Origin of the sequence: Parundibacterium terreum (assembly GCF_014636315.1) — a bacterium.
Classification (GTDB): domain Bacteria; phylum Pseudomonadota; class Gammaproteobacteria; order Burkholderiales; family Burkholderiaceae_D; genus Undibacterium; species Undibacterium terreum.
In genome coordinates this window covers 416864-435608 of record NZ_BMED01000006.1, presented here as the reverse complement: position 1 = coordinate 435608, position 18745 = coordinate 416864, and the positions used below count along the sequence as shown (strand labels likewise).

14 protein-coding genes are annotated in these 18745 nt (G+C 54.9%); 10 read left to right on the top strand and 4 right to left on the bottom strand.

What is annotated here, in order from left to right; translation table 11 throughout:
• Window positions 1–11 precede the first annotated feature (11 nt).
• The gene (gene rpmH / locus IEW12_RS24885) at window positions 12–146 is read right to left on the bottom strand and encodes a 50S ribosomal protein L34 (protein WP_061535510.1); all 135 of its coding nucleotides are present in this window, start codon (window positions 144–146) and stop codon (window positions 12–14) included.
• 616 nt (window positions 147–762) lie between these two features.
• Between rpmH and dnaA the strand changes: the two genes are divergently transcribed.
• The 5 genes from dnaA to IEW12_RS24860 all read left to right on the top strand — a co-directional run bounded on the left by dnaA (window position 763) and on the right by IEW12_RS24860 (window position 10046).
• Complete coding sequence (gene dnaA, locus IEW12_RS24880; protein WP_188568820.1) at window positions 763–2178, top strand: chromosomal replication initiator protein DnaA; 1416 nt, start codon at window positions 763–765, stop codon at window positions 2176–2178.
• A 222-nt stretch (window positions 2179–2400) separates the two neighbouring features.
• Entirely contained in the window at window positions 2401–3507 is a 1107-nt protein-coding gene (gene dnaN, locus IEW12_RS24875) for a DNA polymerase III subunit beta (protein ID WP_188568819.1), read from the top strand.
• Window positions 3508–3750: 243 nt separating this feature from the next.
• Window positions 3751–6246 (top strand): DNA topoisomerase (ATP-hydrolyzing) subunit B, encoded by a 2496-nt coding sequence (gene gyrB, locus IEW12_RS24870; RefSeq protein ID WP_188568818.1) that lies wholly within the window; start codon window positions 3751–3753, stop codon window positions 6244–6246.
• A 371-nt stretch (window positions 6247–6617) separates the two neighbouring features.
• The gene (locus IEW12_RS24865; RefSeq protein ID WP_188568817.1) at window positions 6618–8855 is read left to right on the top strand and encodes a TonB C-terminal domain-containing protein; all 2238 of its coding nucleotides are present in this window, start codon (window positions 6618–6620) and stop codon (window positions 8853–8855) included.
• Between the two features lie 264 nt (window positions 8856–9119).
• On the top strand, window positions 9120–10046 hold the full coding sequence (locus IEW12_RS24860; RefSeq protein ID WP_188568816.1) for a peptidylprolyl isomerase: 927 nt from the start codon (window positions 9120–9122) through the stop codon (window positions 10044–10046).
• Between the two features lie 89 nt (window positions 10047–10135).
• Here IEW12_RS24860 and IEW12_RS24855 read toward each other — a convergent pair whose 3' ends face one another.
• The gene (locus IEW12_RS24855; protein WP_188568815.1) at window positions 10136–12097 is read right to left on the bottom strand and encodes a DUF2075 domain-containing protein; all 1962 of its coding nucleotides are present in this window, start codon (window positions 12095–12097) and stop codon (window positions 10136–10138) included.
• The gene (locus IEW12_RS24850; protein WP_188568814.1) at window positions 12090–12320 is read right to left on the bottom strand and encodes a helix-turn-helix domain-containing protein; all 231 of its coding nucleotides are present in this window, start codon (window positions 12318–12320) and stop codon (window positions 12090–12092) included. Before IEW12_RS24850 ends, IEW12_RS24855 begins: the two co-directional genes overlap by 8 nt.
• 286 nt (window positions 12321–12606) lie before the next feature.
• Here IEW12_RS24850 and IEW12_RS24845 point away from each other — a divergent pair, with 286 nt between their 5' ends.
• The 5 genes from IEW12_RS24845 (at window position 12607) to IEW12_RS24825 (ending at window position 16832) form a co-directional block, all read left to right on the top strand.
• The gene (locus IEW12_RS24845; protein ID WP_188568813.1) at window positions 12607–13053 is read left to right on the top strand and encodes a LiaI-LiaF-like domain-containing protein; all 447 of its coding nucleotides are present in this window, start codon (window positions 12607–12609) and stop codon (window positions 13051–13053) included.
• On the top strand, window positions 13050–13748 hold the full coding sequence (locus IEW12_RS24840) for a LiaI-LiaF-like domain-containing protein (protein WP_188568812.1): 699 nt from the start codon (window positions 13050–13052) through the stop codon (window positions 13746–13748). The genes IEW12_RS24845 and IEW12_RS24840 overlap by 4 nt, the downstream gene beginning before the upstream one ends.
• A gap of 36 nt (window positions 13749–13784) precedes the next feature.
• Window positions 13785–14849, top strand: coding sequence for a sensor histidine kinase (locus tag IEW12_RS24835; protein ID WP_188568811.1), 1065 nt, complete (start codon window positions 13785–13787; stop codon window positions 14847–14849).
• Between the two features lie 13 nt (window positions 14850–14862).
• The gene (locus tag IEW12_RS24830; RefSeq protein WP_229751332.1) at window positions 14863–15594 is read left to right on the top strand and encodes a LytR/AlgR family response regulator transcription factor; all 732 of its coding nucleotides are present in this window, start codon (window positions 14863–14865) and stop codon (window positions 15592–15594) included.
• 419 nt (window positions 15595–16013) lie between these two features.
• Complete coding sequence (locus tag IEW12_RS24825) at window positions 16014–16832, top strand: MipA/OmpV family protein (RefSeq protein WP_188568810.1); 819 nt, start codon at window positions 16014–16016, stop codon at window positions 16830–16832.
• 222 nt (window positions 16833–17054) lie between these two features.
• Here IEW12_RS24825 and IEW12_RS24820 read toward each other — a convergent pair whose 3' ends face one another.
• A complete protein-coding gene (locus IEW12_RS24820; protein WP_188568809.1) occupies window positions 17055–18695 on the bottom strand; it encodes an inorganic phosphate transporter in 1641 nt (546 codons plus the stop codon).
• Window positions 18696–18745 lie beyond the last annotated feature (50 nt).

Genomic DNA, 18745 nt, shown 5'->3' with positions numbered 1-18745 from the left:
GCCTGCGTGTATCAGGCTGCCAGGCGTTTACGGCCTTTGGCGCGACGTGCGTTCAGAACAGCGCGGCCACCGCGGGTTGCCATACGTGCGCGGAAACCGTGAGTGCGCTTGCGGCGAACGACGGAAGGTTGGTAAGTACGTTTCATGTTGGTCTCGCTATTTGAGCAAATAAAAAATCGGAATTACGGGTAGCGGTCGAGTAAAACTGTTTCCACTAACTAACCACTACTGCCCCAAAACCGCTGCTCATGGTGTGCTGCACTAAGGTATTCAGCACCGGAGACTGATGAATTTAAATGCACAAAAAGAACATTCAAACGCCGCAATTTCCAGCAAATTAGCGCACCACTCAATAAAAGAGGGTAGGGAACCCTGAATTATTCACTAGTTTCTGCTTACCTGTCAATCACTTAGCGCGATTTAATCTGCCTCAAGATGTCGCCGTGGCACCATTATGGTGCTTTCGTCAAGCCCCTCCCTATGGCGGGCAACACTGCTCTGCAGCAAAGAAATTTCCGCACGCGCCTGTGGATAACTCGTGCGAGCAAGGGTAGAATAGAGGATTAATGTGGCTGGTTTATTTTGCCAATTTCACAATCCTGCAAAGTGCCCACTAGTATATGTCCGAGTACAAATACGGTGCCGACGATAGTGTAGGTTGTAAACAACAAAAAGCCATGCAGCCCCGCGTTTCCGTCGCACCGTATGCGCCCGGAACACGGTACTGCAAGCCATGTGCAAGTATTGATAGATAGAGTATTCATGGAAAATTTCTGGCAGGCCTGTTCTTCTCAATTAGAGCAGGAGCTAACGCCGCAGCAGTACAGCGCGTGGATTAAACCGCTAGCTCCGATCGATTTTGAAGACGGTAAGCTGCGCATTGGCGCGCCTAATCGTTTCAAGCTGGACTGGGTCAAGACCCAGTTCGCCAGCCGCATCACAGAACTCGCTGTGCAGTTCTGGGATGAGGCCGTGGACGTTCAGTTCATCCTCGACCCGCGCACGAATAAAAAGCCTGCGCCGTCGGCGGCTGCCAGCTCCATGCAAAACGCCAACCGCGAAGCCCGCGAGCAACGTGGTGAAGACGGCGGCAATGACGCCAGCAGCGAACTGCTGGAACTGTCCGCCGCGCAACCTGAAGTATCGCCGCGCCGCGAGCAAAGCCGCATCAATTCCGCACTGACCTTTGACAGCCTGGTGACCGGTAAGGCCAACCAATTGGCACGCGCCGCTGCGATCCAGGTCGCCAACAACCCTGGCGGCTCCTACAATCCGCTGTTCCTGTATGGCGGCGTAGGCCTGGGTAAGACTCACTTGATCCATGCGATAGGCAACCAGATCCTGGTCGACAATCCCGGCGCCAAGATACGCTACATCCACGCAGAACAGTATGTGCGCGACGTAGTGACCGCTTACCAGCGCAAGGGCTTTGATGAATTCAAGCGCTACTACCACTCGCTGGATTTGCTGCTGATCGATGATATCCAGTTCTTCGGCGGCAAGAGCCGTACGCAGGAAGAATTTTTCTATGCGTTTGAAGCACTGATCGCAGCCAAGAAACAGATCATCATCACCAGCGATACCTACCCGAAAGAAATCAGCGGCATGGATGACCGCCTGATCTCGCGTTTCGATTCCGGCCTGACCGTCGCGATTGAACCGCCGGAGCTGGAAATGCGCGTGGCGATTCTGCTGAAAAAAGCAACTTCCGAAGGCGTGCATTTCTCCGACGACGTGGCTTTCTTTGTTGCCAAGCATCTGCGCTCCAACGTGCGCGAGCTGGAAGGCGCCTTGCGCAAGATCCTGGCCTACTCCCGTTTCCACGGCAAAGAAATCACGATCGACGTCACCAAGGAAGCGCTGAAGGATTTGCTGTCGGTACAGAACCGCCAGATCTCTGTAGAAAACATCCAGAAGACCGTGGCCGACTTTTTCAATATCAAAGTCGCGGACATGTATTCCAAGAAACGCCCGGCCAATATTGCCCGGCCACGCCAGATTGCGATGTACCTGGCCAAGGAACTGACGCAGAAGAGCTTGCCGGAAATCGGCGAACTGTTCGGCGGCCGCGATCACACCACGGTCTTGCACGCAGTGCGCAAGATCGCGGCAGACCGCAGCAAGAACCCAGAATGCAATCACGAGCTGCACGTGCTGGAACAAACGCTGAAAGGCTAAGCGCGGCTTCGCAATCGATTGGCACGGCAAGAAATTAGCAGTCGAACACCGGTTTCATCCGTAGTTGAGCACCGCTTCAGACAGCAAGTATCAACAAAGAATCAATAAAGAATTATTAGAGAAATACCAGTAACAGCAGGCCAAGATACAGGCTGCATCCACCCGATGCAGTTCAGAATAAAAGCATCCTTTATCAATTTACAACACGCGAGGGATATACACATGCAATTGGTTAAAACCCACCGGGATACCCTTCTCCGGCCTCTGCAAATTGTGAGTGGTATTGTCGAGCGTCGGCACACATTGCCGATTCTGGCCAATATCCTCATACGCAAGGATGGTGAAAAAGTCTCTTTCCTGTCTACCGACATCGAAGTGCAGATCACCACGCATGCAGAGATCGGCTCTGGCGGCGAAGTTACTGCCACCACCGTCGCCGCGCGCAAACTGCTGGACATCCTGCGCGCACTGCCGGATGACAATGACGTGTCGCTGACACTGTCCAACAAACGCATGACCGTGCAATCCGGCAAATCGCGCTTTGCACTGCAAACCCTGGCGGCGGAAGAATTTCCTACCGTGGCCCAGGCCGAGCATTTCAATGCCAGCGTCAGCCTGCCGCAAAAAACCCTGAAGCACCTGTTCAACATGGTGCATTTCTCGATGGCGCAACAGGACATCCGTTACTACCTGAACGGCCTGCTGCTGGTCGTGGATGGCAAGAACGTGATCGCAGTCGCTACCGACGGACATCGTCTGGCTTTCTGCCAGGTGGAAGTGGAACAAGAGTTCCCGCGCCAGGAAGTGATCATCCCGCGCAAGACCATCCTGGAACTGCAACGCCTGCTGGAAGACAAGGAAGATCCGGTACAACTGGATATCGCCAACAACCAGGTCAAGCTGACGTTTGCCGATATAGAACTGATCTCCAAGCTGGTGGAAGGCAAGTTCCCGGACTTCAACCGCGTGATCCCTAAAGGTTACAAGAACAACTTCACTATCGGCCGTGAACAACTGCTGCGCTCGCTGCAACGCGCCGCGATCATGACCAGTGACAAGTTCAAGGGCGTGCGCTGCGTGATCAGCCCAGGCAGCATGAAGATCAGCTCCACCAATGCCGACCAGGAAGAAGCCGTCGAAGAAATCGAAATCGACTACGGCGGAGACAGCGTGGACATCGGCTTCAACGTGACCTACCTGCTGGATGTATTGAACAACCTGAAATGCGACCAGATCAATGTCGCACTGGGCGATTCCAATTCTTCCGCACTGATCACGATCCCAGAGAAGACCGACTTCAAATACGTCGTCATGCCTATGCGCATTTAATCGGGCACAACAGTCTGCTGTGGTTCCTCCTTCAGCGTAGCTAGCATGTCCTTACTGCACAACGTGCAGTAAGGATGCATGAGATGCCTGGTTTGAATTTGGAAGCGCGACCAGACTGAAAAACCTGGTTTTAGACTTAATAAGATGAGTCACAAGTGACTTACTTTTATCGGTAGTTTGTAGCAATGAGAGCTCCGCTCTCAGGTTCATGTGAACAAGCAGTAAATTTTTCAGAAGGTAGCCATGTCCGAGATTTCCCAAGACAACACTCCATCACAGCCAAATCAGTACGGCGCATCCTCTATCCAGATCCTGGAAGGTCTGGAAGCCGTGCGTAAACGCCCCGGCATGTATATTGGCGACACATCGGACGGCACCGGTTTGCATCACCTCGTATTCGAAGTGCTGGACAACTCCATCGATGAATCGCTGGCCGGCCACTGTACCGAGATCCACGTCACTATACACAGCGACAATTCCATCTCCATCACCGATAACGGCCGCGGCATCCCCACCGGCATCAAATGGGATGACAAGCACGATCCTAAACGCAGCGCGGCAGAAATCGTCATGACCGAGCTGCACGCCGGCGGCAAGTTTGACCAGAACTCCTATAAGGTATCCGGCGGCTTGCACGGCGTGGGCGTATCCTGCGTGAACGGCTTGTCCAAGCTGCTGCGTCTGACCATTCGCCGCGACGGCAAAGTGCACGCGATGGAATTCGTGCGCGGCGTACCGCAAAACCGCGAGCTGGAAACCGTGGACGGCATCATCACTTCCCCGATCAAGGTGATAGGCGATACCGACAAGCGCGGCACTGAAGTGCATTTCTGGGCCGATGAAGAAATCTTCACGCACGTAGAATTCCACTACGAAATCCTGGCCAAGCGTATCCGCGAACTGTCTTTCCTGAACAACGGCGTGCGCATCAAGCTGACCGACCAGCGCACCGGCAAGGAAGAATTGTTTGCGTTTGAAGGCGGCACCCGCGGCTTTGTTGAATACATCAACAAGAGCAAGAGCGTACTGCACCCGACCATTTTCCAGGCCACCGGCGAACGCCTTTCGGACCAGGGCACCAATATCACCGTGGACGTGTCCATGCAGTGGAACGATGCCTACAATGAACAGGTATTGTGCTTTACCAATAACATCCCGCAGCGCGACGGCGGCACCCATCTGACCGGCCTGCGCGCCGCGATGACCCGCGTCATCAACAAATACATAGAAGAACACGACTACGCCAAGAAGGCCAAGGTAGAAGTCACCGGCGACGATATGCGCGAAGGCCTGACCTGCGTCTTGTCCGTGAAGGTGCCTGAGCCGAAGTTCAGCTCGCAGACCAAGGACAAGCTGGTTTCCAGCGAAGTGCGCGGCCCGGTGGAAGAGATCGTCGCCAAGACGCTGACCGACTACCTGATGGAAAAACCGAACGATGCCAAGATCATCTGCGGCAAGATCGTGGAAGCCTCGCGCGCCCGTGAAGCGGCCCGCAAAGCCCGCGAACTGACTCGCCGCAAAGGCGTGATGGACGGCCTGGGCCTGTCTGCCAAGCTGGCAGATTGCCAGGAAAAAGACCCTGCCCTGTGCGAACTGTACATCGTCGAAGGTGACTCCGCGGGCGGCTCGGCCAAACAAGGCCGCGACCGTAAGTTCCAGGCTATCCTGCCTTTGCGCGGTAAAGTGCTGAACGTAGAAAAAGCCCGCTTTGAAAAAATGCTGTCCTCAGAGCAGATCACTACACTGATCGCCACACTGGGCACCAGCATAGGCCCGGACGAGTTCAATGTAGAAAAGCTCCGCTATCACCGCATCATCATCATGACCGATGCGGACGTTGACGGCGCCCACATCCGCACGCTGCTGCTGACCCTGTTCTACCGCCAGATGCCGCAACTGGTAGAGCGCGGCCACATCTACATCGCCCAGCCGCCGCTGTACAAAGTAAAAGCCGGCCGCGATGAGCGCTATCTGAAAGACGATGCCGAAGAAGCCAGCTACATGATGACCGTCGCCCTGACCGGCGCCGCACTCATCCCCGGCACAGGCAAAGACCCTATCGCCGGCGAAGTGCTGGAAGAACTGGTGCGCAAGTACAACCTGGCCAACGCCATCATGATGCGCCTGACCCGTGTGATAGACCGCGCGGCCCTGACAGCCATCATGACAGGCGTAACGCTGAAGCTGGACAATGCAGAAAACGCCGCTATCTCCGCCAAATCCCTGACGGACACCATCAACGACCCGGCCGTCAAAGCCACTGTCACCACCGATGAACTGTCCGAGAAGTTCACGCTGCGCATAGAACGCATGTACCACGGCAATATCAAGGTCAGCAGCATCGATGCAGACTTCGTGGAAAGCGCCGACTACCAGGTACTGGAAAACGCCGCACTCACCTTCAAGGGCCTGCTGACGGAAGGCGCATTCATCCGCCGCGGCGAAGGCGAAAAAGCCAAGGAATCCGCCGTAGCAGACTTCCACCACGCCATGCTGTGGCTGCGCGATGAAGCAGAACGCGGCGTCTCCAAGCAGCGCTACAAAGGTCTGGGCGAGATGAACCCAAGCCAGCTGTGGGAAACCACAATGGACCCTACCGTACGCCGCCTGCTGAAAGTACAGATAGAAGACGCCATCGCCGCCGACCAGATCTTTACTACGCTGATGGGCGATGACGTAGAACCACGCCGGGCCTTCATTGAAAGCAATGCGCTGAGGGCAGGCAATATCGACGTTTGATTTTGTGTTGTCGAATCCCGTAAACATGAAAAAAACCAGCCTTCGGGTTGGTTTTTTTCATTTAAGACTCCAGAAAAATCAGTCTGCGAGCATGTCCGTCGAACCGGGCACAATGGCGAAATGGAGGAAGCCATGGAATCCCGTGGATAAGCTGAATTCCCCAGTAGCATTCGCTCCACGCTTGCGGCCTTGCATATCGCACTTGCCGCTTACCGACTGAACTATAGGCCCTGCACTTGTGATAGGCTGCACTGAATTCTCATATTCTGTATCAGGCACTTTAATGGCTTCCAAAGCTATCCAATTTTCGCAGGCAAAAAGAAAAGCGGTTTTGAACAACCGGCTCTGCGCCTGCGCAAAGGGTTTCTGATTTGAGAACAGCGGCCCTCATCGAGCGCGAACCCTGGCGTCTAAGCACTGCGGTGCTGATCTCCCTGTTGGTGCATGCGCTGCTGCTGAGCATTGCACTGGGCGGCCAGGTGTTCGGACTTCCCGGCCTGGATTTTCCGTGGAAAGAAAAGCGCCTGGCTGCCGATGATCTGCACATCCTCCTTTTACCGGCGCAATCAGGATCAGCACCGGCAACAACGCCGACAGATGCCCCGTCCGCAGACATGGCCAATCCGGCGCCTGCTGCAACAGACAAACCCGCAATGGCGAGCGGACTGATCCTGTTGCCCAGCTCAGCGCTCTCCGCCGAGCCCAGCGAGAGCGCCGAAGCGGCCCCGCCAACGCCGGTAACTCCCCCCGCACCGGCGGCGCGAAAGCGCCCACGCATGAAGCGGCCAGCCGAGGCAGATAAGCCGGCGGCGGAAATACCCACGAATACGGCAGCGCAAACCACTCCTGTTTCGGAAAATGAGGCCCCAGCCCCCAGCAATACGGCCAATGCGGCCGACGTAGCGCAGAAGCAGGTCGAACAAGAGCCGGCCGACCCGGCACTTGAACTGGCTAGGGTAGAACGTGAAAAACAGAACGCAGAAGGCCAGAGGCAGGCGGAGTTGAAGGCGGCCGCGCAGAAAGAGGCGGCGCAGCGGGAGGCCGCCAGGCAGGAACAGGAACTGATCGCGACGGTGCAACTGGAGGCCGAGCGCAGGGAGGCCATACGGCAAGAGCAGGCCAAACAGGAAAAACAGGCACAGCTTGAAACGGCGCGGCAAGCGCAATTGGAAGCCTCACAGTTGTTAGCCGCAAAACAGGAAGCAAGCAAGCAAGAAGCCGCCCGCGCTGAGCAAGCAGCTAGGAGCGAAGCTGCGCGAGTGGAAACCGAACGCAGGGAGCTGGCCCGCCAGGAAGATCTTCGCCGTATCGCGCTGCAGCAAGAGCGCACAAGACAAGAAGAAAAAACTCGGCAAGATAGCGCCCGCAAAGAACAGCAGAGGGCCGAGGCGGCTGAGGCTGCAAAACTGGAAGCCGAGCGCAGGGAAGCCTCGCAACAGGAAGCAACACGCCGGGAACAAGCGAAGCAAGCCCAGCTTGAGGCCGCACGGCAGGCACAGTTGGAAGCGGCACAGCTGTTGGCCACAAAACAGGAAGCAATAAAGCAGGAAGCCGCCCGCGCCGAACAGGCCGCCAAGAACGAGGTTGCGCGCAAAGAGGCAGAACGCAGGGAGCTTGCCCGCCAGGAAGAACTTCGCCAGAACGCTCTGCGGCAAGAACGCGCAAAACAAGAGGAAAAGATACGGCAAGATACAGCCCGCAAGGAGCAGGAGAGGGCGGAGGCTGCAAGACTGGAAGCTGCGCGTAAGGAAGCATCGCAGCAAGAAGCAGCACGCCGCGAACAGGCACGCCAGGACGCCATCAGGCAAGAGGCGGCAAGGCAGGAGCAACTACAGCGAGACGCCATAAAACAGGAAGCCGCCCGCGCTGAAGCAGCCAGGAATGAAGCTGCACGCCAGGAAGCCGAACGCAAGGAAGCATCGAGGCAAGAAGCATCAAGACAGGAACAGGCCCGACAAGAAGCAGCAAGGCAAGAGGCAGCGCGGCAGGAACAGGCACGGCAAGACGCCTCAAAGCAGGAGGCTGCCCGCGCCGAGCAGGCCGCCAGGAGCGAAGCCGGGCGACAAGACGCCATCAAGCAAGAAGCAGCACGACAGGAGCAGGCAAAAAAAGAACAGGCGCAAAAAGAACGGGCCGAGCAGGACGCAATACATGAAGAGCGGCTGCGCGCCATCGGCAAACAGCTCAACGAAGAAGCGGCCCAGCGTGATGCAGCGCAAAACCGCCCTTCACGCTCGCTGCTGCCCGGCGTAAGCAGCCTGCGCCGCGGCTGGCTACTCGGCCGCGCCGACCCGAATGCCGATCTGGTTGCCTACGCAGAAGCCATAAGCCGCAAGATAGAAAGAAACATGACCTTCGACATGGTGCGCGACGTGGTCAAGCAGCCCCACACCCAACCGATGGTCACAGTGGCAATCCGCGCCGACGGCTCGGTAGAGAAGGTGACTTTCGTAGTCTCCAGCGGCGTACCCGCCATTGATGATGCGATACGCAAAGTCATCGCCAGCCAGGCACCCTATGGCCCGTTCCCACCCGGCCTGGTGCGCCAGTATGACGTGATTGAGATTCGCCGTACTTGGGTGTTTGATACGGCTATTCGTTTGCAGTGATTAGAAGGGGCAAAAAAACGCCACCTAAGCTTGATACGGCAGGGCGCGGCCCCTCAATTGATTGCAAAGAAGATAATTTTTCTTGCCCTAAGTAAAAATAAAGCAAGCAAAGGTAATTTGCTAGCAAGCTGTCACATTTCCCAAGTAGAATGCTCCGTCGTTTCATAAAAATCGCATGTTATTACCTGAAGGCTAGACAGCCCTGGCAAAGTGCCGGAACTGGGCAAGCATGCACAATTTAACTACCGAATAAAGGAATACCCTGTGTTGATCAAATCCCGTGTAGCCATCGCTGTAAGCGCCGCCGTTGCTTTGCTGGCCCTGAGCGCCTGTACTCCAAAAGAAGGCGACAAAGCCGCTGCATCCACTACAGCCACGGCTGACAAAGGCGCAATCGCCGCTACTGTCAACGGCACACCTATCACCCAAAAGCGCCTGGACCAGATCATGCAGCAGCAAGCGCTGCAACAAGGCATGCCTGACAATGCAGAAACCCGCAAACTGGTGATTGATAACCTGGCGATGCAGCTGCTGGTAGCCCAGGAAGCAACTACCAAGGGCCTGGACAAGTCCCCTGAAGTGGCTGAGCAGATAGAGATGACTAAACAGTCCATCCTGGCACAGGCTTTTGTGCAGGACTACATCAAGAACAGCAAGCCGACCGATGAAGCAATCAAGGCTGAATACGACAAGGTTGCAGCCCAATCCGGCAAGCAATACGAAGCGCGCCACATCCTGGTGAAGACAGAAGAAGAAGCCAAGGACATCATCGCCAAGCTGAAGAAAGATCCAAAACAGTTTGAAGCGCTGGCAAAAGCCAAATCGATGGACCCAGGCTCCAAAGACAAAGGCGGCGATCTGGGCTGGTTTGACCCACGCGGCATGGTGCCTGAATTTGGCGCAGCGGTAGCCAAGCTGGAAAAAGGCAAGTTCACTGAAGAGCCAGTCAAATCACAGTTCGGCTACCACGTAATCATGCTGGAAGATTCCCGTCCAGAACCAGTACCTAGTCTGGAAGAAGTAAAACCGAAAATCGCTCAGCAACTGCAACAGCAAAACTTGAAAAAGCTGCTGGATGACATGAAGGCAAAAGCGAAGATTGAAATCACCGGAGCACCGGCTGCTGCTGCCGGAGCTGCATCGGCTGCCGCTAGCGCACCAGCCGCTACTGGCGACGCTGCAAAGAAATAAGCATATAGCCAACACTATAGGCTATTAAGTTAAAGACTAAAAAGGCTCCGGTTGGAGCCTTTTTTACATACCAAGCCTGCTTCGAACGATCACAAAGAATCTAGTCCACAGCTTAACAAATAGGAAAAAGTGCAGTCGTAGAATGTCGAATAGCGCGTTTGATCTGCATCATCTCCGCTAGGTACAAATATCACCATACCGTGACGTGCGCGAGTTAGCAGCACCCTGTATGCGTTTTCCAAATAACGCTTTTGTGCCTCTTGATGGCGTTGCTTCCAAGTCGTACCGGTAAATTTCCAATGCTCAAATTGCCTATCTCCATACCGATAATCCGCATCCCAACCCACAAGGCACCAATCCAATTCCAGCCCTTGGATATCGAATTCAGTTGCAACGTCTTCCAAAAAGTGGCAAGACCGAACATCATCCACATCATTTAAAAACCAATCTGCTGCAGACAAACGGTTCTTAACAAAAATGCCCTCTGGCTTAAGCCTAGTAGCACCTGACGAAGCAACAACGCCCTTTGTTTCATTTGCTCGTGCTTGCGCTTTAATCCAGGCTTTCGCCTTACTTAAGTCTCTAGTAATTTTAATAGGAAATTTATGCTTAAATTTTTTATAGCAATCAGCCGCGGCTTCGGCCTGATTGTGGATTACATAATGGACCATGTGCGACAATTTTTCAGCACGAAACGACCGCATTGAAGTTGCTAGATGTAGGCTTGGCTCTGCCTTAACATTCGGTAGATCTGAGAAATTAAGGTCGCCTCCAGCGTATTCAATTTGAGATAACTTGGACGAATAGTGCACGTGCCAATTTGGGAATTTCGTCGCGAGCGCATCAAACCAACCTTGCAGGCCAGCCTCACCAGTATTTATTTCTTGCCCACCTCCAATGAGTGCGACGATGACACACCAGTCTTCATGCCTATCCATCACGCTAATCAGAAACTCTGGCTCGGATTGATTAAAATTTTCCTGGCCGCGTTTTTGCGTCATGAATTTCGATGTGCTTGCAAGATTCCAAGCGCGTTGCGCTTCGTCAAATATCACAACTCGCTCAGGTGGAGCTTTGCGTAGGTCCTTGAGTGCCTCATCCCTAAAGTGATGAATATTTTGGATCATTGACTCCACCTCTCTCGAAGCTTTTTCTTTCGTGGTGCCTGGGCAACGATCTACTTGATCACGTACAAGCGCCTCGCGCAAAACTTCAACTAATGGCCCATTTCCGGAGAGGAAAACCGCGTGCTCATCATTTGTTTTGCTTGCCTGTGCTGTCGCAATATTAAGACCAACCAAGGTTTTCCCGGCACCTGGCACGCCCGTGACGAAACAGATCGTTTTATTGTTGTTAAGTCGGGCCGAGTGAACAATATCTTGGATGCTTTTCGATGTAACTCTCAAGTTCTGTGCACTTGCGTCATGACGCGCAATATTTTTCACGTCATGATTTGAATATAGTGCCTGCGCGGCTTCAATAATATTAGGGGTCGGTTTGTAGGCTGAGCTTATCCATTCCTCATAATTGATAGGCTCGTTAGCCCGAATATTCTCTATGCAATGTCGGATGGCCTGGTAAATATTTAGCTCATTTATAGTGAGCGGCTCATACACATGATCGGGTCTAAATATTAAATGCACTTCCGATGCCAGTGCTTTCGTGGCAATCAAGATGGGCACTATAGTCTTTGCGTGACTGCCTTCGTGAAAAGAGCTCAAGTCAAGAGCATAGCCATGCGCTTGTCTAATATCTTGCGCAAGATAATTGTCAGCGCCGACCTTAAACTCCAAGACGAAAATAATGTCTCTGTGGATTAATACTACGTCCGCACGCTTTCCCATTCTGGGAATTTGTACCTCAAAAAGAATGTGCCCTTCTGCAATAGCGGACAATTGTTTTTGCAATATCTCAATTTGCCTGGACCATGCTCCGGTTTGTAAATGCTCTAGGCTTTGTGGATGTTTTTGCGTAATCTTTCCAATAATCGAGTCAACAGACTCATTTAGAAAATTAGAAATTTCCGCTGAATAGTAGGCTCTCTCAGTCATGGCTAATTGCTTCCGACTGAAATAGTTCAGAAGCTTGCACATCTAAGGCTTTAGCAATACGAAAAATATTGGTGAGACTGACATTGCGAACGCCACGCTCTATACCGCTGATATAGGTGCGATCCAATTCTGCAATAAGCCCCAATTGTTCTTGGCTCAAACCTTTTTCTAAACGTAGTTTTTTGAGATGAAGACCAAAGCCGACCAGCAAAGGATTTGCCATTGATTGCGCCCATGTTGATATATGTGCAAATCATGAAGTCATGTGACTTATAGGTCTACGGACTATAAGTCACAATTTTTCACTGAGCCGCCATTCAACTCAGTAAAATCTACGAGGTTCGCCACTCACCGACCTCCCTCCGCCATTCACCGAAAACCGCGCGACAAGCGCCGCGCCATCCCTTATCTTGACCTTGCTGACAACAAAACCGCCTTCCGGCCTTTAAAAACGGTGCCGGACGCGGCAAAACGGCCCTAGTGCCTGGTTATCCTCGGAAAGGAAAGCAATGTCTGATCAATTACAGCAAGGCGGGGCGGATAGTGCTCCCAATGAGAAAAAACGGCGCCGGTGGTATTACGGCGATGACGGCGATGCGCGCTCCAATCTGGTGTGGGGGCTGTCGCTGATTGCGGTGGGCGTTATCGTGTTGGGCTACAAGCTGGGTTTCATGGATGTGGATATCCTCACTTTCTGGCACCTGTGGCCGCTGATAGTGGCGATCTCTGGCCTGGCCAATATCGTGTTTGCGAAGAAGCCTGCGCATGTGGTGAGCGGCATCTACCATATCCTGGCGGCAGGGTGGCTGTATGCCTGCATGGAACATCTGTGGGGATGGACATTTGGCAATACTTGGCCGATGATCCTTATCGCCTGGGGTGCCAGCATCTTGCTGCGCGGCGCCTTCAACCTGTCTCACGATATCGATAACAAGAATAAGGAGTCTTCCAAATGAACCGCGACCGCAACCAAAGCCGGGTCTTCTTCGGTGCTTTCATCATCGTGATCGGCGCGCTGGCCCTGTTGAACAATCTGCATATCTTTGATACCAGCGATTTTCTGCCTTTTTGGCCGCTGGTGTTCGTCGGTTTCGGCGTGATGAAGCTGCACCAGGCGCGGCATACCAGCGCCTACATCCTCGGCGGCGTGCTGGTGGCGGTAGGCACCGGCATGATATTGCAGCATCTGGGCCTGGTGTATTTCCGCTGGCGCGACTGGTGGCCGGCTTTCCTGATCTTTGCCGGCGCCATGGTCTTGTCCCGCGGGCTGTATGGCAAGCAATGGCGTGCGCACCGCGACGGCATCACGCTGCAGCCGGGCGACACCAGCAGCGTAGACGTGGTGGCCGTGATGAGCGGGCATAACCTGAAAAGCGATTCGCAGGCCTTCAAGGGTGGCGATATCCTGGCGGTGATGGGCGGGGTGGAGCTGGATCTGCGCCAGGCCTCCATCGTGGATGAGGCGGTGATCAGTGTGTTTGCGATGTGGGGCGGCATTGTCATCAAGGTGCCTACCGACTGGTCTGTGGTGATGAACGGCACGCCCATCCTGGCCGGCATGGATGACAAGACCGTACCGCCGATGAACTCGCTCAAGCGCCTGGTGATAGAGGGTGAGGCCATCATGGGCGGCGTGGAAGTGAAAAACTGATTTTTATCATTTCCCGCCACCCACTAGCCCCTGCCCATGCACCCCATCCTCACTAACGCCCGCAAGCTGCTGTGGTACCTATCCGCATGGATGCTGACCGGGCTGTTTGTCGCACTGCTGATGGTGACCGCGGAGCTGGCCAGCTGGGGCAGTGCGCTGCTGTTTGCACTGCCGGCAGCGCTGCTGTACAGCTTTGTCGCTTCTTCCGCCTATTACGTATGTCGCTCGCTGCCTTTGTCGAAGCGGCATTTCATTTTTGCAGTGGCAGTGTTCGGCGGCTCTTCGCTGATTGCGGGTTTTGCATGGCTGGCCATTTGCCAGGTGTGGAATCAGTTGGCGCAAACGCTGGCCGGCGATTATGCGGCGGTGAATATATCTCAGCATGTGGCGGTGGTGCTGTTTGCTGCCGGTTGCGGCTTTTATCTGCTGTCCATCCTCGCGCATGATGTGCTGATCGCATTTGACACCATGCGGCTGGCAGAGCGCAGGGCGGCAGAATCCAAGGTACTGGCGCGGGATGCAGAGCTGCAGGTTTTGCGCACGCAGATCAATCCGCATTTCTTGTTTAACAGCCTCAATTCCATCAGTGCGCTGACGACGATGGACGGCCCCGCCGCACGCAGCATGACGATAGAACTGGCGCAGTTTTTCCGGCAAACCCTGGCACTGTCGGAAAAGCAGGTGATACCGCTGGCAGACGAGATTGCACTGTGCAGCAGCTTTCTGGCGATAGAGAAAATACGCTTCGGCAAAAAACTTGGATCAGAAATGGATGTTGCAGACAATGCGCAGCGCGCGCTGATACCACCGATGATATTGCAGCCCCTGATAGAAAACGCCATCAAGCACGGCATACGCGATCTGGTGGACGGCGGCACGGTCACGCTGCAAGCCTTTGCCCGCGAGCAGTGGCTGCACGTTTCAGTCAGCAACCCGGTGGACAGCAACCCCACCACAACCGCCGGTAATGGCACCGGCCTGAAGAATATCCGCCAGCGCTTTGCCAGCATCTACGGTGACAGGGCACGGGTAGACTGGACCTTGGCTGAAGGGCAGTTTGTGGTGGAGATGGCGCTGCCGCTGAGCTATAACGAAGCCTGAATATAAAAAAGACATGAGCGAAACCATCAAAGTACTAATCGTGGATGATGAAGACCTGGCCCGCCGCCTGGTGCGCGAGTATCTGGGCCAGCATGCAGACATGGAAATCATCGGCGAATGCGACAACGGCCTGCAGGCGGTGAAGGACATCACCGGCCTGAACCCGGACCTGGTCTTCCTGGACATACAAATGCCCAAGCTGACCGGGCTGGAAGTGCTGGAGCTGACAGGCCGCAACAGCGGCGTGATCTTTACCACTGCATACGACCAGTACGCGCTGAAGGCCTTCGACCTGCATGCGGTGGATTATTTGCTGAAACCTTTCTCGCAAACCCGCTTTGACGAGGCTCTGGCACAGGCACGCAAGGCGCTCGGCCAGACCCTGCCCGCACTGGAAAACCTGCTGACGCAAACCGGCGAAAAGCTGGAACGCATCCTGATCCGCGACCGCAACCAGGTGCATGTGATACCTGTAGAGAAGATGGATTATGCCGAGGCGCAGGATGACTACATCAGCATACAGTCTGAAGGGAAGTGCTACCTGAAGACGCAGAGGCTGTCCGAGCTGGAGACGCAGCTGGACCCGAAGAAGTTTGTACGCATACACCGCTCCTACATCATCAATATAGAAAAACTGCAGAGCATAGAACGCCAGACCAAGGACAGCCATGTGGCGCTGATGCGGGACGGTAAACAGATCCCTATCAGCAAGGCGGGGTATGAGCGTATCAGGGCGATGATGTAGTCGGAACCTTCTCCAGATGAACGTAGAACACAGAATGTAGGGTGTGTTAGCGAAGCGTAACGCACCGAATGATTCACCGGCTATTGAATCAAACTTCATCGTTGGCAGCGACCTCGTTGATTAATAAAGACGGCAAAGGATTGCGACGAATTCGGTGCGTTACGCTTCGCTAACACACCCTACCGTGTCATCTACTGCGAACGCAAGAACATTGGTGCCTACCCCAGTTTTACGGTTCCATAAAGTTCAATTTACCTCAAAGGTACTAATTCGCAGTACCAAATAGCCTGAATAGCGGCTCTTCGCACATCCTGGTAGTACCCATCCTTTCCCTTTGCTAATCTTCGTTCCGAAGCGGCGGCATGCCTAGTTGAACGGCATCCACGCTTCACTCCATCGTTTTAGAAAAGGATATAACCATGAAGCGCAAGCTACTCGCTCTGTTGACCATCGCTGCCGCTCTGCCGGCCCTGCCTGTTCTCGCCGCGGATAATTCCACGCTGGCGTCGCCTGTGGCAAGCGCACGTTCCAACGAGCAGGCAGAACAAACCATCGGTGCCGGCATCACTTACGGCGACCGTTTATTCGGCGACAAATCTCAATGGCGTGCCGGCCTATTTGGCGAGGCCAATTTTTCCAACGGCGTATTTGTCAGCACGTCGGACGGTATCGGTTACCGCTTCGTCAATAACTACAACGGCTTCTCGTTTGCCGCCAGCCTGGGCGCTAGCGGTTCCCGCAAGGAATCTGCCGGCGACAACGATAACGGCGCCCGCAACCGCCTGCGCGGCATGGGTGACATCGATACCCGCGCCCAGGTCAATTTGTTCGGTAACTATGACAACGGCCCTTTCCACGTGAACACCGCCTTGCGCCAGACACTGGGTGAACGTCGCGGCACCGAGCTGGATGTCATCGGCCGCTACGATGTCTATTCCACCAAGCAGGATCTGGTGCAGGCATCGGCCGGTTTTGCTTACGGTAACAAGTCGCTGATGCAAACTTACTTCGGCGTCACGCCGTCGCAATCTGTGGCCAGCAGCAATGCGGTATATACGCCGACAGCCGGCGTGGCAGGCAGCAGCGTGGGTGTGATGTGGCGCCATGCATTGACGCAGAACTGGGTAAGCACAGTCGGCGCAGAAGTGACACGCCTGGGTGATGAAGCACGCGACAGCCCGCTGGTGGCCCGCCGCACCAATGCTTCTGTTGGTGCATCGATAGGCTACAGTTTTTAAGGTCTTTTTCCTGAGCTTGCTTTTAGGCTTGGGAAGCGCAGTCCCCTTGTAGGGTGGACTGCTCTGCCCACATAAGCATTAACCGGTTAGGGCATCCCTCCCTCTCTTCCCGGTGTGTGGAACAGACGTCCACCCTATTTTTCTATTCAGTCTCATCAAGTAAGAAGCCCGGCCAATAAAGCCGGGCTTTCTGCTTTTTTGCTGCCAGTCTTTAAGAGACCGTCAGAACAAGTGAGAGAACAACCAGTACAGCGAGCCGGACAGCAGGATCGCTACCGGCAAGGTCAGCACCCAGGCCGCTGCCAGGTTGCGGATGGTGGACAGTTGCAGGCCCGAGCGGTTAGCCGCCATCGTACCCGCCACGCCGGATGACAAGACATGTGTGGTGGATACCGGCAAGCCGTATATATCGGCTGCGCCTATCGTCAGCATCGCTACCAGCTCTGCGGAAGCGCCCTGCGCATAGGTCAGGTGGGTCTTGCCTATTTTTTCGCCGACGGTCACCACGATGCGCTTCCAGCCGACCATGGTGCCCAGGCCCAGCGCAATCGCTACTGCCACCTTTACCCACAGCGGGATGAACTTGGTCGCGTCATCTATCTGTTTCTTGAAGGCTTTCAGGTTGGCCTTGGTGTCGTCATCAAAACCGGTGGCACCGTTCTTGTCCAGGAAGCGTATCGCTTCTGCGGCCAAATACATGTCATTACGCACGTTGGCCACCGACTGTTGCGGCACCTTGGCCAGGGAGCCGTGTTCTTTCACCTGCAGGCCGATGGAGCCTACCATCACGGCCAGAGCCGGTACTACATCCGGCTTCAGCTCGCGGGTGCGCACATATTCAGACAAAGTTTTGCGCGAATCGGCAGGAAGGGCGACTGTAGGTTCCAGGTATTTTTGCAGCGATTGCTGCGTCACTTGCGATACCGCGACGAACTGCGTCACATGGTCTACCGGCATCGCGCGGTTCAGCGCATAGGCCATAGGCACGGTGCCCACCAGTATCAGCATGATCAGGCCCATGCCTTTTTGGCCGTCATTGGAGCCATGCGCGAAGGAAACGCCGGTGCAGGTCAGAATCAGCAGGCCGCGTATCCACCATGGCGGCGGCGTCTTGCCGGCCGGGGCTTCATACAATTCCTTGCTCTTCACCAGCGCACGCATTGCCAGCAGCAACAGTGCCGCGCAGACAAAACCTACCAGCGGCGACAGCAGCAATGAGTAGCCGACCTTGGCAGCCTGTTCCCAATCGACACCGCTGGTGCCGTCGCGGCCATGCATGAGTGCATTGGCAACGCCGACGCCGAGGATGGAGCCTATCATCGTATGCGAGGAAGAGGCAGGCAAACCCAGCCACCAGGTGCCCAGGTTCCACATGATGGCGGCGATCAGCAAGGCAAACACCATCGCAAAGCCTGAGCCGGAGCCTACCTGCAAGATCAGCTCCACCGGCAGCAGCGAAATAATGCCAAAGGCCACTGCACCGCTAGACAGCAGCACACCGAGGAAATTAAAGAAGCCTGACCACATCACCGCAAAATTGGGCGGCAACGAGTGCGTGTAGATCACCGTCGCTACCGCATTGGCGGTATCGTGAAAGCCGTTGACGAATTCAAAGCCCAAAGCAATCAGCAAGGCCACGCCCAGCAACAGATAGGGCACCCAGCTCCCGGCGCCACCGCCGGCTTCGGTCACGTCGGTCGTCAGGCTATAGCCGGTGAACAGCAGGCCCGTTGCCAGCAGGCAGATAAAGATCAGGCCTGCCAGCGGGCCGTTCTTCTGGTCTATATGCGGGCGCGACGGGTGCCGAGGTGGGTGGGTGTGCGAGGATGCAGCTGCATGCAGGGTGTCTACGCTGGAACTCATGGCGATGCCTTCACAAGAAAAGGGGGATGGGATTTGAGCCTGAATTTGCT

Excerpts from the sequence above, each read along its gene's own strand:
- rpmH (WP_061535510.1), bottom strand. The coding sequence starts at position 146 with ATGAAACGTACTTACCAACCTTCCGTCGTTCGCCGCAAGCGCACTCAC.
- dnaA (WP_188568820.1), top strand. The coding sequence starts at position 763 with ATGGAAAATTTCTGGCAGGCCTGTTCTTCTCAATTAGAGCAGGAGCTA.
- dnaN (WP_188568819.1), top strand. The coding sequence starts at position 2,401 with ATGCAATTGGTTAAAACCCACCGGGATACCCTTCTCCGGCCTCTGCAA.
- gyrB (WP_188568818.1), top strand. The coding sequence starts at position 3,751 with ATGTCCGAGATTTCCCAAGACAACACTCCATCACAGCCAAATCAGTAC.
- IEW12_RS24855 (WP_188568815.1), bottom strand. The coding sequence starts at position 12,097 with ATGACTGAGAGAGCCTACTATTCAGCGGAAATTTCTAATTTTCTAAAT.
- IEW12_RS24850 (WP_188568814.1), bottom strand. The coding sequence starts at position 12,320 with ATGGCAAATCCTTTGCTGGTCGGCTTTGGTCTTCATCTCAAAAAACTA.
- IEW12_RS24845 (WP_188568813.1), top strand. The coding sequence starts at position 12,607 with ATGTCTGATCAATTACAGCAAGGCGGGGCGGATAGTGCTCCCAATGAG.
- IEW12_RS24840 (WP_188568812.1), top strand. The coding sequence starts at position 13,050 with ATGAACCGCGACCGCAACCAAAGCCGGGTCTTCTTCGGTGCTTTCATC.
- IEW12_RS24835 (WP_188568811.1), top strand. The coding sequence starts at position 13,785 with ATGCACCCCATCCTCACTAACGCCCGCAAGCTGCTGTGGTACCTATCC.
- IEW12_RS24830 (WP_229751332.1), top strand. The coding sequence starts at position 14,863 with ATGAGCGAAACCATCAAAGTACTAATCGTGGATGATGAAGACCTGGCC.
- IEW12_RS24825 (WP_188568810.1), top strand. The coding sequence starts at position 16,014 with ATGAAGCGCAAGCTACTCGCTCTGTTGACCATCGCTGCCGCTCTGCCG.
- IEW12_RS24820 (WP_188568809.1), bottom strand. The coding sequence starts at position 18,695 with ATGAGTTCCAGCGTAGACACCCTGCATGCAGCTGCATCCTCGCACACC.